The organism is Burkholderia sp. 22PA0099, from assembly GCF_047497165.1.
GTDB lineage: Bacteria > Pseudomonadota > Gammaproteobacteria > Burkholderiales > Burkholderiaceae > Burkholderia.
In genome coordinates, this window is record NZ_CP163165.1 from 544,744 (window position 1) to 560,774 (window position 16,031).

Sequence of the window (16,031 nt, forward strand, 5' to 3'; positions counted from 1 at the left end):
TAATACGAACGGTCGTGCGATTGTAGAGCGATGCATCGAACGTTCGTATCGAATGAGTGTTCGGGTTCTACGGTTTGCGTGGGCTAACGCCTGTTCGCGCCGCACCCGGCTCCTACAATGGCGGCTACCACCACCCGATCAGTGAGACTATCGCCATGTCGTTTGACGAGTTTGCATCGTTCAATGTGACGGTGGATGACGTCGACATTTTCGGCGTCAAGGGCGGCTCCGGGCCGCCCTTGCTGTTGCTGCACGGCCATCCGCAGACCCACATGATCTGGCATCGCGTCGCGGCCGCGCTGGCGCGCCGCTTCACCGTGATCGCCACGGATTTGCGCGGTTACGGCGCGTCGTCCAAGCCGAAGGGCGACGCCGCGCACCTCACGTATTCGAAGCGCGCGATGGCGGCCGACCAGGTCGCCGTGATGCGCCACTTCGGCTACGAGCGCTTCTGCGTGTGCGCGCACGATCGCGGCGCGCGCGTCGCGCACCGCATGGCGCTCGATCATCCCGAGGTGGTCGAGCGCGCGATGCTGCTCGATATCGCGCCGACGCTCGCCATGTACGAAAAGACCGATCGTGCGTTCGCCACCGCCTATTTCCACTGGTTCTTCCTGATCCAGCCGCCGCCGCTGCCCGAGACGCTGATCGAGGGCAACCCCGACGCGTACGTCGAGCGCGTGATGGGCAGCCGTTCGGCCGGCCTCGCGCCGTTCGCGCCGGCCGCGCTCGATGCCTACCGGCAGGCGCTGAAACAGCCGGGCGCGGTGCATGCGATGTGCGAGGACTACCGCGCGTCGGCCACCATCGATCTCGACCACGACCGCGCCGATCTCGAACGCGGCACGCGCGTGGCCTGCCCGTTGCGCGTGCTGTGGGGCGCCGAGGGCACGGTGGCGCGCTGCTTCGATCCGCTCGAGGAATGGCGCGCCGTGGCGCGCGACGTGAGCGGCCGCGCGCTCGAATGCGGGCATTACATTCCGGAGGAAGCGCCGGGGGTGTTGCTGGAGGAGATTCTGGCGTTCTTCGAGGCGGGGGAGGGAGGCGGTTGACGCTGCCGGGATCGATGGCATTTCAGTGGTTGCTGATCTCCGAGTTTTTCCACGGGCAGCGACGGCGTCTCCATATCGATCGTATCAATAGATATTCGACTATTGTCATGATCACGCCGGCCATGAGTGCCAGGACGGAATCAAATAGCTCGATATCCCGAAATCCAAGTGATTCGGCAATGAAAAACGAATAGCTGTCGTGCCACGGCGGATAAAAAAGCAGCGCGCCATAAATGTACCTGACGGATATGAAAAACAGGCCGCACAGCAACGTTGCCTGGAGAAACCTACGGACAAGAACGGCCATTGGCGATCACCTCTATCCAACCGTAAGCGTTTATCCCGGAGTTGCCGGCAGGTAGCGTGCTGGTGTGCAGAAGTGCTTGCCGTATTCGCGAGAAATCGGCGTAACTTGGCAAGGTGACGCATCCGAGCGATGCACCTCGCCCCCCTGCCGGATGCAGCCGGAATTGCCCGCGCTTTACCCCATCCACCCATGTCCAATCGTCGATGAGGCCGTCGTCTCGATAAAGCGCGAACCACTCGTCGCGATGCGATGGTTTTCCAAGCAGAGCGTTGGTCGTATCTTTAAGCCACGCTTCGGTGCGTGAGCGAATGCCTCCGGTCGGACGATCGACGATCCAATACTTTCCAGCAGGAATAGGGCCATTGTTGAGGACGGCTGTGCAGCCGCCACGGTTGCGGTAAACGCTGTTGCCCGAGAAAGCCATGAACGTCCCCACGCCAAACAGGGTAAGCGGCTCAAGCGGCGCATTGCCGACAACGAATTTGCCTTGTAGCGCCATGATCAGGACCGGTCTCTCCAGCTATCCGTGAACTTGATGTTGCCGTCGGTATAGTGCCAAGTGATGCGGTCATACAGCAAAGACACCGATTCGACGTGGTTGAGTCGGGACATGTCGTCGAATTTGGTGTTTGCCATTCCAGGATTGATGCCGGTGACCTTCACGCCCTCCATGAGCATGATGAAGTACACCTCTTCCTGGCCTGCATCGTTGATCCGGTACCACTTGAGCTCGGCGGATTGCAGTGTCTGGCCTCTGGAGACGGCTTTGTACAGGTAAGGACTGGATGCGTCGAATTCCTTTTCGATATGTATCGGGGCATGAGTGCGACAACCCGTGATATCGCCGGTCTTGTTGTCCACTGGAAGGTTGATTCCGTGACCGAATCCAATGACTTCGATGCTTCCTTCGCGATCCTGAACCGTGACCGAGCCGGCGATTTTCGCGCCGCCATCATCCTTTAGCCACATGTATGCCGGGATTGCCATGTTTTATTGGTCGAGGTTGATTGGGGTTGGCTAAATTACCCCAAATCCAAACGATGACGTTTGAAAGAAACCGCTTGGGTGATTCAACTCAAACAGCGTGCAGGCATGTCCCTGCCGCCGACGCGGTTCGCTTCCCGGCAAATGCGTTTGCGCCGCACATGATCCCCGAAACGCGAGCAAGTTTTCCGTGCACCGTTTCGCTCATCGGCGCCCATGATGCGAGGCGCGGTATGCCCGCAGCGATCTAGCGGAAACGGGCGCGCAGCACAGTGCGGCGCGTGGATTTCGATCTGTAGGGAAACTCCCGATGCCGACGCAAAATCGGTGCTCGTATGATGGGCTCATCGTTGATCACGTCAACGGGATTCGACTCTGAGCGCCGTTCAACAATTCTTGGTTGAACGGCTTTTTTTTGTTCGGCGCGCGCGGCTCACCGCTCATCGAACCACCGCCCCTCCACCCGCCTCAACACCTCCCGCTTCCCGTCCGCATCCAGATCCCGCCAGGCCGCGATTTCGTCGAGCGTGCGGCGGCAGCCGGTGCACCAGTTCGCTTTCGCATCGACCTGGCACACGCCCACGCAGGGGGACGCCACCCCGGCCACCTCGGCGCCGTCGCGGCTCACGCCGGCTCGCGCAGCGCCACGTCCACCACCGGCGCGCCGGTCAGGTCGGCCAGCTCCTGCGGCGACAGCGTGAACACCGCGTGCGGATGCCCGGCCGCGGCCCACAGCGCATCGTAGGCGAACAGGTCCGCGTCGATCAGCATCACCGGCTTGACCAGATGGCCGATCGGGCAGACGCCGCCGATCGCATAGCCGGTGTTCTCGCGCACGAACTTCGCATCGGCGCGGCCGATCTCGCCGACGCGCTCGGCCACCTTCTTCTCGTCGACGCGGTTCGCGCCGCTTGCCACCACCAGCACCGGCGCGCCGTCGGACTTGCGCCGGAACAGGATCGACTTGGCGATCTGCGCGACGTCGCAGCCGAGCCCGGCCGCGGCTTCGGCCGAGGTGCGGCCGGTTTCGTCGAGCACCACCACGCCCTTCGCGTGGCCGCGCTCGATCAACAGTTGCGCGACGCGGCGCGCGGATTCGGGAAGCTGGTCGGCTGGGGTCGGAGTCGGCATGAGTCGGTCGTTATGAAGAGTGAAAGGGCGGGGAGGCGATCAGGCGCTGGCCGCTTGCGCGTCGCCGCGCTTGGCGAGCAGCGCGCGGCCGGCGCGCGAGGCGTTGGCGCGGCCGAGCGCGCGCGAAATGAAGTCGCCGGCCTCGACGACTTCCATCAGGTCGATGCCGGTCTCGATGCCGAGGCCCTGCATCAGGTACAGCACGTCCTCGGTCGCGACGTTGCCGGTGGCGCCCTTCGCATACGGGCAGCCGCCCAGGCCGGCGACGGAGGCGTGGAAGATCTCGATGCCTTCGAGCAGCGCGGCGTAAATGTTGCCGAGCGCCTGCCCGTAGGTGTCGTGGAAGTGGCCCGACAGCCGCTCGCGCGGGAACACCCGGGCGACGGCGGCCAGCACCGCGCGCGTCTGCGCGGCGGTGCCCACGCCGATGGTGTCGGCGATGTCGATCTCGTCGCAGCCGAGCGCGGCGAAGCGCTCGACCACGTCGATCACGGCGGCCACCGGCACCTCGCCCTGATACGGGCAGCCGAGCGCGCACGACACGCTGCCGCGCAGCCGCACGCCGGCCTCTTTCGCGGCCCGCGCGACCGGCTCGAAGCGCGCGATGCTCTCGGCGATGCTGCAGTTGATGTTCTTCTGCGAGAACGCCTCGCTCGCCGCGCCGAAGATCACGACCTCGTCGGCGCGCGCGGCCAGCGCGTTCTCCAGGCCCTTGAGGTTCGGCGTCAGCGCGGAATAGAGCGTGCCGGGGCGGCGCGCGATGCCGGCCATCAGCTCGGCGCCGTCGGCCATCTGCGGCACCCATTTCGGCGACACGAACGACGCGGCTTCGACGTTGCGGAAGCCCGCGTGCGAGAGCCGATCGACCAGCGCGATCTTCACGTCGGTGGGCACGAAGGTCTTTTCGTTCTGCAGACCGTCGCGCGGCCCGACCTCGACGATCTTCACGGCTGTGGGGGTGGTCATGCTTGTCTCCATCGTTCGGTGGCGCACGCGGTACGTGCGCCGGGTGCGATTGGCGGGCCGGCGGCGGATCGCGCCGCGCGGCCCGGCGGGTGCGGCGGCTAGTAGCCGCGCGCGAGATCGATGATGCCGGTGACGGCGTCGCCGCGCTCGAACGCGCGGATCTTCGCGGCGATCTGCGCGACCGCGCCGTCGCGTTCGGTTTCGGCCGAGACGTGCGGCGTGATCGTGATGCGCGGATGCGCCCAGAACGGATGCTCGGCCGGCAGCGGTTCGGTGTGCAGCACGTCGAGCAGCGCGCCTTCGAGCTGGCCCGAGGCGAGCGCGTCGAGCAGGTCCGGCTCGACCAGATGCGCGCCGCGCGCGACGTTGATCACGAACGCGCCGGGCGCGAGTTGCGCGAACACGCCGGCGTGCAGCGCGCCGTGCGTGTCGGGCGTGCTCGGCAGCAGGTTGACGAGCACCTTGAGGCCTTGCGAGAACGCGTCGAAGCCGGCGTCGCCGGGGCGCGGGCTGCCGTGGAAGGTGGTCACGCCGTCCAGCGATTTCGCGCCGCGGCTGAAGCCGCGCACGGTCAGGCCGAGCCCGGCCAGGGCGCGCGCGACCTGCGCGCCGAGCACGCCGAGCCCGAGCACGCCCACCACGAACCGCTCGCGCGGGTGCGCATCGAGCGGCTGCCAGCGGTGCTCGCGCTGGAGCGCGGCGTAGTCGTCGAAACGGCGCAGATAGCGCAGCACGCCGTAGGCGACGTACTCGATCATCTGCTGGCCCATGCCGGTATCTTCGAGCCGCACGAGCGGCACGCCGGCCGGCAGCGTGCCCGGTTGTTCGCGTTCGAAGTCGAGCAGCGCGTCCACGCCGGCGCCGAGATTGAAGATCGCCTTCAGGCCCGCGCGCGGCGCGAGCAATTCGGCGGGCGGGCGCCAGACCATCGCGTAGTCGGCGGGGGCGGCGTCGCCCGGTTGCCAGGCGCGCAGCGTCGCGCCGGGCAGCGCGGCTTCGATGCCGGTGCGCCAGTCGGCGAACGAATCTTGGGTGTCGTGGAACAGGATCTGCATGAGTGCTTGGGTGCTGGCAGGTTGCGCGAGGGTGCGCGAAGCCGGCATCTGGCCCCGTCGCGCGGGAAACGGCCATTTTACGGCGTCGAGCGGCCCGACGCCGCAGCGTCGAAATTGCAAAGCAGGAAAAATTGGTTCGCCGCCCGCGAGGCGCGGCCGACAATCGGTGCGTCAAACGATCGGAAACGGGTTCGCCCGCAAGCGAGGGGGAAGCGATGTCCATCTGCAGCAAATCGACGTGGCCGCCGCGTGTGGTGACCGTGCCCGGCCTGCACGGCAGCGAGGGAGCGCATTGGCAAAGCTGGCTCGAACGGCAGTTCGCGCGCTCGCTGCGCGTGGAGCAGGACGACTGGGAGGCGCCGCATCTGGTGCGCTGGGCCGGCGCGGTGCGCGACACGCTTGCGCGCGAACGCGGCCCGGTCGTGCTGGCCGCTCATAGCTTCGGCTGTCTCGCGACGGCGCATGCGCTGTTGCGCGGCGATCTCGCGCTCGACCCCTCGGTAGTGGCCGGCGTGCTGTTCGTCGCGCCTGCCAGCCCGCAGAAATTCGCGTTTGCCGGTGCGTTCGAGGCACGGCGCCTGCCGGTGCCGTCGATCCTGATCGGCAGCGAGACCGACCCATGGATGACGCTTGGCGACGCGCGCGAGCTGGCGCGCCAGTTCGGCAGCGCGTTCGTCAATCTCGGCGACGCCGGGCATATCAATACCGCGGCCGGCTTCGGGCCGTGGCCGCGCGCCAAGTATTTCATCGATACGCTCGTGCATTGCGCCGCGCCGCTGCGGTTTCGCGAGGCGCGTGAAGAGGCGCGGGGCGATGTGCTCAGGGCGGCGGGGGAGCGGAATTTCGCGTTTGCGGTTTGAGGCGGGGGACGGGGATTGGATTGGGGACGGGTGGCCTGCGGGCTGCCCGTTTTGCTTTGGGGGTTGCGTTGTTTGATTGCAGATAATCAAATGTATCGGCCATTTTCTGCAAAAAAATAACGCAACCGACTCACCCCCGCGACGGCCTCGATCCCGAATTCGGCGCCGGCAACTGGCTCGGCGGAATGTTCGACGGCGGGCTCGCGTTGCCATTTCCGTCCGCGCTCGGTGCATTCCCCGGCGGCGGGGCCGGCGTGCCGGGGTCGCCCGGGCCGCCCGGCGGCGGCGGTGCGGGTGGCATGGCGCCCGATGCCGCGTCGTCGCTCGGCGGGTAATGCACCACCGGCGGCGCGAGCGGCGGCTGGCCCGAGGCCGGCGTGGGCGCGGCGCTCGATGCCGCCGACGCATCGCCGTTGAACGCGCTGGCGTTGCCGTCACCGCTGGCGGGCAGGTTCGCCGCCGCATCGGACGACGTCGAGGAGCCGTGATGCGAATCGTCGCTGCAGGCCGCAAGCCCCAGCGCGATCAACAGGACGGACGCGGCAGCCGGTCGGAACATCGATTACCTCCTTGGCGGGTTCGCCGGCGCGCGGGCAGCGGCGCGGGCGGGGCGCACAGTATGGCCCGCCGGTGCGACGGGCGTGTGAAGCGCGTATGAAGCGTCCCGCCGCCCGATCCTCGTCGCCTCAGCGGGCGGCCGCGCGAGGGAAACACGGCAGCGCGAGCAGCACGACCGCGGCGGCGGCCAACCAGACGAGTTGCCAGCCGCCCCATGCCAGCAAGGCCGGGATAGCCAGCGGCGTCAGGAAATAGCCGGCGTAGACGACCGTATTGGCCATGCCGAGCGCGGTTCCCGCGCGCTGCGCGCCGGCCATCGTCGCCAGTTCGGCGTAGGCCACGCCGTGCCAGGCGGAAACCGCGATGCCGGCCGCCACCAACAGCAGCGCGGCGAGATCGATGGTCAGCGCCGAACGCGCTTCGCTGGCGGCGAACGTGGCCGCGACGAGCGCCGCGAACAGCGCGAGCGCCAGCCCGACCGTGCCGCGCACGAACGCGCGCCGGTTGCCGCGCCGGTCGGTCGCGCGTCCGCTCCAGACGCGCGACACCATGGCGCCAAGCTGGATCGTCACCATCGCGATGCCGATGCGCGCCGTGCTGAAGCCGGCGAAATCGTGCAGGAACACCGTCGCGAAGCTGAGGATGGCGAACTGCGGCGCGCAGAGCAGCCCGATGCCGAGGACGAGACGCCGCAGCGTCGGATCGCGCAGGGATTGAGTGGCGGAGGCACTGGCGGCATTGACGGCTCCAGTGGTTCTGGTGGTCTCGGTGGCCCCAGCATTCCCAGCATTCCCAGCATTCCCAGCAGACCCAGCAACCGGCGTCACCTCATCCCCAGGCGGCTCATGCAGCCAGCGCCACGTCAGGAGCGCCGCCAGCGCCACGAACCCGCCCAGCACGCCGAACACGGCCGCGAAGCCCGCGTGCGCGGCCAGCGGCGGCAGCAGCGCCGCGCCGAGGCCGCCGCCGAGCGGCACGGCGGTCTGCCGGATGCTCATCGCGAGGCCGCGTTCGTGGTCGCGGAACCAGCGCATCACGGCCCGGCCGCTCGCGCCATTGACGCTGCCGCCCGTCAGGCCGGTCAACGCCATGGCGGCAACCAGCCACGCGAGCGGCGGCGTCCAGCCGCCGTGCGGCACCATGCCGGCCGCCATCGTCGCCAGCATGGCCGCCATCGCGGCCAACCCGATGAGCAGCACGCGACGGTCGCCCCAGCGGTCGGCGGCCAGCCCCCAGGGCACCTCGAACACCGCCACGCCCAACCCGAGCGCACCGATCACGATCCCGAGCGCGCCGTTATCGAGCCGATATGCGCTGCGCAGCGAGATCGCGGTAGTCGGGATGCCGGCCGCCGCCGCCGAGAACGCCACGTTCGCCAGCACGCCGACGGCCAGCACGCGCCAGCGATGCGCCTCGCCGCGTTCGGCGTGCGCGGCCCGCGCGAGCGGGGCTCGGGCAGGCGTCGAGAAAGAGGAGAGGCGCATGGTGCGGGTCCGGGAGTGGTTGACGCCGTCAGTGTCGCCTCGTAGATTCATGCTGAAAATCAGAAAGTTTTGTTTGAATCGTTCGATAAATCAGGATGATTGCCATGTCGCATACGAACTTCGACATCGCCGCGCTGCGCAGTCTGGTTGCCGGCATCGATCTCGGCAGCTTCGCGAAGGCGGCCGATCGGGTGGCGCGTTCGTCGTCGGCGGTCAGCGCGCAGGTTCGCAAGCTCGAGGCGCAGGCCGGCGCGCCGCTGTTCCGCAAGGCGGGGCGCGGGCTGGCGCTGACCGACGCCGGCGAGGCGATGCTGCGTTATGCACGTCGGCTGATCGAGCTGAACGACGAGGCCGCCTCGGCGGTGCGCGGCGCGACGCTCGACGGCTGGGTGCGGATCGGCATGCAGGAGGATTTCGGCGAGAGCCTGCTGCCCGACGTGCTCGGGCGTTTTGCGCGCGCGCATCCGCTGGTGCGCATCGAGGCGCGCGTGGCGCGCAATACCGAACTGCTGGAACGGCTCGACGCGCGGCAGCTCGATCTCGCGCTGGTCTGGGGCGACCCCGCGGCCACCTCGGTGGCGGCGCGCGAGGGCATCGAGGCCGAGCTGATCGCGATGGCGCCGATGTGCTGGGCAGGCGCGGCCTCGCCCGCCGCGCGGGCCGCCGCCGACGCGTGGCGCGAGAACGGCGAGCCGTTGCCGCTGGTCGCGTTCGACCGGCCCTGCGCGTTCTTCGCGGCGGGCTCCGCGGCGCTCGATCGCGCCGGTTTGCGCTGGCGGATCGCCTTCACGAGCCCGAGCCTGGCCGGCTTGTGGGCGGCGGCCGCGGCTGGGCTGGGCGTGACGGTGCGCACGCGTTACGGGCTGCCCGCAACGGTGCGGCCGCTCGATGCCGCCGCACATGGCTTGCCGGATTTGCCGCCGTTGCCGCTGGTGCTGCTGCGGCGTGCCGAATCGCGCACGCCGACCGCCGAGCAACTGATGCGGATCGTCCGGCAGGCGGTGAGCCGCGCGGCGGATTCGACGGAAGCTGCCGAGGATTCACTGGCGGCTTGAGCGGGGCGAGCGAATCGATGATCGGCGCACCGTGCATGCCGACATCGCAGGCCCTCGGCAGGTGGCCGGCAACGATCGGCAAGACGCGATCATCAACCGGCAGCGACTGCCACCGCCGGGCAACGATCGGCACACGCGGCTATCAACCGGCGGTGCCCACCACCGTCGGGCAGCGATCGGCAAGACGTGATCATCAACCGGCAGCGCCTGTCACTGTCCGCCACAGTCCGATCACCACCCGCGGCCTCACCACTCACACCCTCCTCAATCCCGCCTCCACCGCCCCGATCACCCCCCGCATCCGCGCACGCAGCCCATCACTGGCCGGCACGAACGGCAAGCGCAAGCCGTCCGCGCAGCGCGCGTGCGCCGCCAGCGCCGCCTTCACCGGCGCCGGGTTCGGTTCCTCGAACAGCACCCGCACCAGCGGCTGCAACGCCACCGCGATCCGCCGCGCGCCGGCCCAGTCGCCCTGATGCACGCATCGGTAAGCCCGGACGTGCCACTCGGGGAACAGATGCGCAGCGCTTACGATCGCTCCGTGCGCGCCCACGCAGAGCGCCGCGAAGTTCTGGTTGTCGTCGCCGGAGAACACGCGCAGCGGTGTCTCATGGACGAGCCGCATCATCCGGTCGATCGAGCCGCCGCATTCCTTGATGCCCGCGATGCGCGCATCCTCGGCCAGCGCCTTCAGCGTGTCGAGTTCGATGTTCACGCCGGTGCGATACGGAATGTTGTAGACGAGCATCGGCAGATCGGCGGCCTGCACGACGGCCTCGAAGTGACGGCGGATGCCGTCCTGCGTCGGCCGCACGTAGGTGGGCGGCGTGACGAGCAGGCCGTCGGGCGCCAGCGAGGCCAGTTCGCGGGCGCGCGCGACGGCACCCCGCGTCGCGCTGTGCGACAGGCCCAGCACGATCGGCACGCCCGGCGCGGCGGCGCGCAGCGTCGCGAATACGGCGGCCTGTTCGGCGTCGTCGAGCAGCGCACCCTCGCCGGTGGTCGCGCAGGCCACGAAGCCGGCGATGCCGGCCTCGACGTAATGCCGCGCGAGACGCGCGAGCGACGCGTGATCGATAGCCTCGCCCTCGCGCGACGTGAACGGTGTGACGATCGGCAGCCAGATGCCGGAAAAATCGATGGACATGCAAACCTCGGTGGGAACGTGGTGAAGGAAACGTTCCGCCGGCGGGCGCCGGACCGGGGTATGAGACGGGCCTGGAGGCCCGAGAGAGTTCCCGTCCGGCTTTCGCCTGACGGGACGCGACTCCCCGTCAGTCGAGAAGTCGTTTTTTCAGTTTCAACACGGTTGCGCGCGCAATCACGGCCTCGGCCGCATCGAACGAGCGGGCGAGGGTGGCAGGGCGCGGGAACGAAGGCATCGCGAACGACGACATGAACGTGAACCGTGAAGAAACGAGCCGCAATCTTAGCATCGGCCTTCGCGCGTTGACCAGCGCGAACCATGCCATCGGCTCTCCACGCCCAAGCCGCCAAATGACTTTTGGTTGTGACCTAAGCACGAAGGAGTCTTAGGGCGCGCGCGCCGGGCTGGCTACAATCGCCGCTTACCAATGGCTGACAGACCACACAGGGGATAGGACTCGATGAATCAGACGCAAGGGATCGGCCGCTGGCTGATCGCGGGGGCGGCGGCGATGCTGGTCACGGCCGCACCGGCCGCGCACGCGGACACCGCGTTGCTGAACGTGTCGTACGACGTGACGCGCGAGCTGTACAAGGACATCGACGCGGGCTTCATCGCGGCATGGAAGCAGAAGACCGGCGAGACGGTCTCGATCCGCCAGTCGCACGGCGCGTCGAGCGCGCAGGCGCTGTCGGTGCTGCAAGGCCTGCAGGCCGACGTGGTGACCATGAACCAGCCGAACGACATCGACCTGCTGGCCGATCGCGGCCAGTTGCTGCCGAAGGACTGGCGCAAGCGCCTGCCCGACAGCAGCTCGCCGTATTCGACCACCATGGTGTTCCTGGTGCGTCACGGCAACCCGAAGCAGATCCACGACTGGAGCGACCTGGCCAAGCCCGGCGTGCAGGTCGTGATCGCCAACCCGAAGACCTCGGGCAACGGCCGCTATGCGTACCTGGCCGCCTGGGGATACCAGAAGCTCAAGGGCGCGAGCGACGCGCAGGCCGTCGATTTCGAGAAGGCGATCTTCCGCAACGTGCCGGTGCTCGATTCGGGCGGCCGCGGCGCGACCACCACCTTCACGCAGCGCGATATCGGCGACGTGCTCGTCACGTTCGAGAACGAAGTGGCGCTGATGGATGCGGGCGCGAACGGCGAGCAGTTCGACGCCGTCTACCCGTCGGCCAGCATCCTGGCCGAGCCGCCGGTGGCGATCGTCGACAAGGTGGTGGACAAGAAGGGCACGCGCAAGGTCGCGCAGGCCTACCTCGATTACCTGTACTCGCCGGCCGGGCAGGAGATCATCGCGAAACATCACCTGCGCCCGCGCGACGCGGCCGTGCTCAAGCAGCACGCGGCCGAGTTCAAGACGCTCAAGACGTTCAGCGTCGAGCAGATCTTCGGCAGTTGGGACAACGTGCAGAAGACCCACTTCGCCGACGGCGGCACGTTCGACCAGATCATCGTCGACCGGAAGTAAGCGCCGGATCGCAGCAGACGGCAGCACGCAGAAGGACGCGGAAAGACGAGAAGGCGGGAGCGCGCAGGCGCTTCCGCCTTTTTCATTGGTGCGTTGCAGCAACCCCGAATGCACAAAGCTTGAGCGAAATTTCACTCGATATCGATTGAAAACCTCGGTGAATTTTCTCGAATCGGCCGATCGGCCGGGGGATCAGGAAAAACATTTCTCGCGGGCGGGCAAAAAATAGCGAAAAAACCGCCGCGCCCCGGCCACGCCGAACCGGCGCGCCGGCGCCGACATCCGGAGACAGCCCCATGACCGCCCGATTGCCCACCGAAGGCACGCCCGCCCTCGCCGATTACCAACTCACCGACAACCTCACCGCCACCCACGGCCGCGTGTTCCTGACCGGCACCCAGGCGCTGGTGCGCCTGCTGCTGATGCAGCGCCAGCGCGACGCGGCGCGCGGCGTCGATTCGGCCGGCTTCGTGAGCGGCTATCGCGGCTCGCCGCTCGGCATGGTCGATCAGCAGATGTGGAAGGCGCAGGCGCTGCTCGACGCGGCCCGCGTGCGCTTCCTGCCGGCCATCAACGAGGAACTGGGCGGCACGGCGGTGCTCGGCACGCAGCGCGTCGAGGCGGATGCCGAGCGCACCGTCGAGGGCGTGTTCGCGATGTGGTACGGCAAGGGCCCCGGCGTGGATCGCGCCGGCGACGCGCTCAAGCACGGCAACGCGTACGGCGCGTCGCCGCACGGCGGCGTGCTGGTGGTGGCGGGCGACGATCACGGCTGCGTGTCGTCGTCGATGCCGCACCAGAGCGACTTCGCGCTGATGGGCTGGCAGATGCCGGTGCTCAACCCGTCGAATCTCGCCGACATGCTCGAATTCGGTTTGTACGGCTGGGCGCTGTCGCGTTTCTCGGGCGCATGGGTGGGCTTCAAGGCGATCTCGGAGACGGTCGAATCGGGCTCGACGGTTGATCTCGATGCGCTCGTCACGCACTGGCCCGAGCCGCCGCCGTTCGACGCGCCGGCGGGCGGCCTGCACAACCGCTGGCCCGACCTGCCGAGCCTGACGATCGAGGCGCGGCTCGCGGCCAAGCTCGACGCGGTGCGCCATTTCGCGCGCGTGAACAGCATTGATCGCTGGATCGCGCCGAGCCCGCACGCGAGCGTCGGCATCGTGACCTGCGGCAAGGCGCATCCGGACCTGATGGAAGCGCTGCGGCGGCTCGACCTGAGCGCCGCCGATCTCGACGCGGCCGGCGTGCGCATCTACAAGGTCGGCCTGTCGTTTCCGCTCGAAACCACGCGGCTCGAGCGCTTCGTCGAGGGCCTCGACGAGGTGCTGGTGATCGAGGAGAAGGGGCCGGTGATCGAGCAGCAGATCAAGGAGCATCTGTACAACCGAAGCTCGGGCGCGCGGCCGCGCGTGATCGGCAAGCACGATGCTGCCGGCGCGCCGTTGCTGTCCGCGCTCGGCGAGCTGCGCCCGTCGCGGGTGCTGCCGGTGTTCGCCGACTGGCTGGCGCGGCATCGCCCGGCGCTCGACCGTCGCGAGCGCGTGGTGGACCTGATCGCGCCGGCCATCCTGTCGAACGCGGCCGACGCGGTCAGGCGCACGCCGTATTTCTGCTCGGGCTGCCCGCACAACACCTCGACCCGGGTGCCGGACGGCTCGGTCGCGCAGGCCGGCATCGGCTGCCATTTCATGGCGTCGTGGATGGAGCGCGACACCACCGGCCTGATCCAGATGGGCGGCGAGGGCGTGGACTGGGCCGCGCACGCGATGTTCACGCGCACCCGCCACGTGTTCCAGAACCTCGGCGACGGCACCTACTTTCATTCCGGACTCCTGGCGATCCGGCAGGCGGTGGCCGCGCGCGCCACCATCACCTACAAGATCCTCTACAACGACGCGGTGGCGATGACCGGCGGCCAGCCGGTGGACGGCAGCCTGTCGGTGCCGCAGATCGCGCGGCAGGTGGAGGCCGAGGGCGTGTCGCGTTTCGTGGTGGTGTCCGACGAGCCGCAAAAATACGACGGCCTGCGCGACGCGTTTCCGCGCGGCACCAGCTTCCATCATCGCGACGCGCTCGACGCCGTGCAGCGCGAGCTGCGCGACACCGACGGCGTGACGGTGCTGATCTACGACCAGACCTGCGCGGCCGAGAAGCGCCGCCGCCGCAAGAAGGGCGAGTATCCCGACCCGGCCCGGCGCGCGTTCATCAATGAACAGGTGTGCGAAGGATGTGGCGATTGCGGCGTGCAGTCGAATTGCCTTTCGGTCGAGGCGGTCGAGACGCCGCTCGGCCGCAAGCGCCGCATCGATCAGTCGTCGTGCAACAAGGATTACTCGTGCGTGAACGGCTTCTGCCCGAGCTTCGTGACCGTCGAGGGTGCGGCGCTGAAGAAGGCGGCCGGCATCGCGTTCGACGAGGCCGCGCTGGCCGAGCGCGTGGCGGCGCTGCCGTCGCCCGCCGCGCGGCTCGAGGCGGCGCCGTACGACATGCTGGTGACGGGCGTGGGCGGCACCGGGGTGGTGACGGTGGGCGCGCTGATCAGCATGGCCGCGCACCTGGAGGGCAACAGCGCGTCGGTGCTCGATTTCATGGGCTTCGCGCAGAAGGGCGGCGCGGTGCTGTCCTACGTGCGGATCGCCGCGCGCGACGCGTGGCTGAACCAGGTGCGCATCGACACGCAGCAGGCCGACCTGCTGCTGGCCTGCGACATGGTGGTGGGCGCGAGCGCCGAGGCCTTGCAGACGGTGCGCCACGATCGCACGCGCATCGTCGTCAACACCCACCCGATCCCGAACGCCGCGTTCGTGCGCGATCCCGACGCGAGCCTGCACGCCGATGCGCTGCTCGACAAGATGCATCATGCGGCCGGCGCCGCGCGCGTGTCCGAATGCGATGCGCAGGCGCTGGCCGCGCGGTTCCTCGGCGATTCGATCGGCGCGAACATCCTGATGCTCGGCTTCGCGTGGCAGCACGGGCTGGTGCCGGTGTCGCTGGCGGCGCTGATGCGCGCGCTCGAACTGAACGGCGTGGCGGTGGCCGCGAACCGGCTGGCGTTTTCGATCGGGCGGATGGCGGCGGGCGATCCGGCCGGGCTCGAGGCGTTGTGGCAGGCGCGTCATCCGGTGCGGGCCGCCGCCGCGCCGCGCACGCTCGACGCGCTGGTAGCGGATCGCGCGGCGCGGCTCGATGCTTACGGCGGCCGGCGCGTGGTGGCGCGCTACCGCGCGCTGGTGGACGCCGCGCGCGCCACCGGCGACGCGCGGGTCGCCGAGGCCGTGGCGACCGCGTTCTACCGGCTGCTGGCCGTGAAGGACGAATACGAGGTGGCGCGGCTCTACAGCGACGGCAGCTTCCGCGCCGCGCTCGGCGAGCAGTTCGACGGCGTGGCCGGTCGCGATTACCGGATCGATTTCCATCTGGCGCCGCCCGCCACCACGAAGGCCGTTCACGGCGAGCGCCCGAAAAAGCAGCGTTTCGGCGCCTGGATGTGGCCGGTGCTCGGCGTGCTGGCGCGCTGCCGCGGCCTGCGCGGCACGCCGTTCGATCCGTTCGGCCGCACCGCCGAGCGCCGCATGGAGCGCGCGCTGGCCGACGATTACGCCGTCACCATGACGCGTGCGTTCGCGGCGCTTGCAGCAGGGAACGCGGGCAAAGAGGGCAAAGAGGGCAAGGACGGCAACGCGCAGGCCGTGGCGGCGCTCGCCGCGCTGCCCGCGAAGGTGCGGGGCTACGGGCCGGTGAAGCTGGCGGGCGTGGCCGCGATGAAGCGCGCCGAACCGGCGCTGGCCTTGCAGGCGGGCATCGAGGCGGCGACGAGCGCGGCGGTCGCGCAAGCGATCGACGCGATCAAGGGCGCGGGCGCGTTGCGCGCGATTCCGGTGGTGGTTGCGGCGAAGTAAGCCGGAGGCGCGCGGCTAAAAAACGACGGCCGCGCGGGCAACGCGCG

At 68.8% G+C, this 16,031-nt stretch carries 15 protein-coding genes; 5 read left to right on the forward strand and 10 right to left on the reverse strand.

Features of this window, described 5'->3' with window-relative positions; translation table 11 throughout:
- The first annotated feature begins 155 nt into the window (after positions 1–155).
- A complete protein-coding gene (locus AB4851_RS17695; RefSeq protein WP_414450873.1) occupies positions 156–1,052 on the forward strand; it encodes an alpha/beta fold hydrolase in 897 nt (298 codons plus the stop codon).
- 287 nt (positions 1,053–1,339) lie between these two features.
- Here AB4851_RS17695 and AB4851_RS17700 read toward each other — a convergent pair whose 3' ends face one another.
- The 6 genes from AB4851_RS17700 to AB4851_RS17725 form a co-directional block, all read right to left on the reverse strand.
- Positions 1,340–1,858, reverse strand: coding sequence for a DUF2778 domain-containing protein (locus AB4851_RS17700; RefSeq protein ID WP_414450874.1), 519 nt, complete (start codon positions 1,856–1,858; stop codon positions 1,340–1,342).
- A gap of 2 nt (positions 1,859–1,860) precedes the next feature.
- The gene (tssD, locus tag AB4851_RS17705; RefSeq protein ID WP_414450875.1) at positions 1,861–2,346 is read right to left on the reverse strand and encodes a type VI secretion system tube protein TssD; all 486 of its coding nucleotides are present in this window, start codon (positions 2,344–2,346) and stop codon (positions 1,861–1,863) included.
- 430 nt (positions 2,347–2,776) lie between these two features.
- Complete coding sequence (locus AB4851_RS17710) at positions 2,777–2,971, reverse strand: DUF1289 domain-containing protein (RefSeq protein WP_414450876.1); 195 nt, start codon at positions 2,969–2,971, stop codon at positions 2,777–2,779.
- Positions 2,968–3,474 (reverse strand): YbaK/EbsC family protein, encoded by a 507-nt coding sequence (locus AB4851_RS17715; RefSeq protein ID WP_414443251.1) that lies wholly within the window; start codon positions 3,472–3,474, stop codon positions 2,968–2,970. The genes AB4851_RS17710 and AB4851_RS17715 overlap by 4 nt, the downstream gene beginning before the upstream one ends.
- 39 nt (positions 3,475–3,513) lie before the next feature.
- Positions 3,514–4,440, reverse strand: a complete 927-nt coding sequence (locus AB4851_RS17720) for a hydroxymethylglutaryl-CoA lyase (RefSeq protein WP_414450877.1) — start codon at positions 4,438–4,440, stop codon at positions 3,514–3,516.
- Positions 4,441–4,538: 98 nt separating this feature from the next.
- Positions 4,539–5,495, reverse strand: a complete 957-nt coding sequence (locus AB4851_RS17725; RefSeq protein ID WP_414450878.1) for a 2-hydroxyacid dehydrogenase — start codon at positions 5,493–5,495, stop codon at positions 4,539–4,541.
- A 215-nt stretch (positions 5,496–5,710) separates the two neighbouring features.
- Between AB4851_RS17725 and AB4851_RS17730 the strand changes: the two genes are divergently transcribed.
- Entirely contained in the window at positions 5,711–6,355 is a 645-nt protein-coding gene (locus AB4851_RS17730) for an RBBP9/YdeN family alpha/beta hydrolase (protein WP_414450879.1), read from the forward strand.
- A 130-nt stretch (positions 6,356–6,485) separates the two neighbouring features.
- Here the strand turns inward: AB4851_RS17730 and AB4851_RS17735 are convergent, their stop codons facing one another.
- Both AB4851_RS17735 and AB4851_RS17740 read right to left on the reverse strand, forming a co-directional pair.
- The gene (locus tag AB4851_RS17735) at positions 6,486–6,914 is read right to left on the reverse strand and encodes a hypothetical protein (RefSeq protein ID WP_414450880.1); all 429 of its coding nucleotides are present in this window, start codon (positions 6,912–6,914) and stop codon (positions 6,486–6,488) included.
- 127 nt (positions 6,915–7,041) lie between these two features.
- Entirely contained in the window at positions 7,042–8,397 is a 1,356-nt protein-coding gene (locus AB4851_RS17740) for an MFS transporter (RefSeq protein ID WP_414450881.1), read from the reverse strand.
- Positions 8,398–8,492: 95 nt separating this feature from the next.
- On the opposite strand from AB4851_RS17740, the gene AB4851_RS17745 reads away from it, so the two are divergent.
- On the forward strand, positions 8,493–9,452 hold the full coding sequence (locus AB4851_RS17745; RefSeq protein ID WP_414450882.1) for a LysR substrate-binding domain-containing protein: 960 nt from the start codon (positions 8,493–8,495) through the stop codon (positions 9,450–9,452).
- Positions 9,453–9,705: 253 nt separating this feature from the next.
- Here AB4851_RS17745 and dapA read toward each other — a convergent pair whose 3' ends face one another.
- A complete protein-coding gene (gene dapA / locus AB4851_RS17750) occupies positions 9,706–10,599 on the reverse strand; it encodes a 4-hydroxy-tetrahydrodipicolinate synthase (protein WP_414450883.1) in 894 nt (297 codons plus the stop codon).
- Between the two features lie 127 nt (positions 10,600–10,726).
- Entirely contained in the window at positions 10,727–10,924 is a 198-nt protein-coding gene (locus AB4851_RS17755) for a hypothetical protein (protein WP_414450884.1), read from the reverse strand.
- Positions 10,925–11,059: 135 nt separating this feature from the next.
- Between AB4851_RS17755 and AB4851_RS17760 the strand changes: the two genes are divergently transcribed.
- A complete protein-coding gene (locus AB4851_RS17760) occupies positions 11,060–12,079 on the forward strand; it encodes a sulfate ABC transporter substrate-binding protein (RefSeq protein ID WP_414450885.1) in 1,020 nt (339 codons plus the stop codon).
- 296 nt (positions 12,080–12,375) lie between these two features.
- A complete protein-coding gene (locus AB4851_RS17765) occupies positions 12,376–15,984 on the forward strand; it encodes an indolepyruvate ferredoxin oxidoreductase family protein (protein ID WP_414450886.1) in 3,609 nt (1,202 codons plus the stop codon).
- Positions 15,985–16,031: the final 47 nt, after the last annotated feature.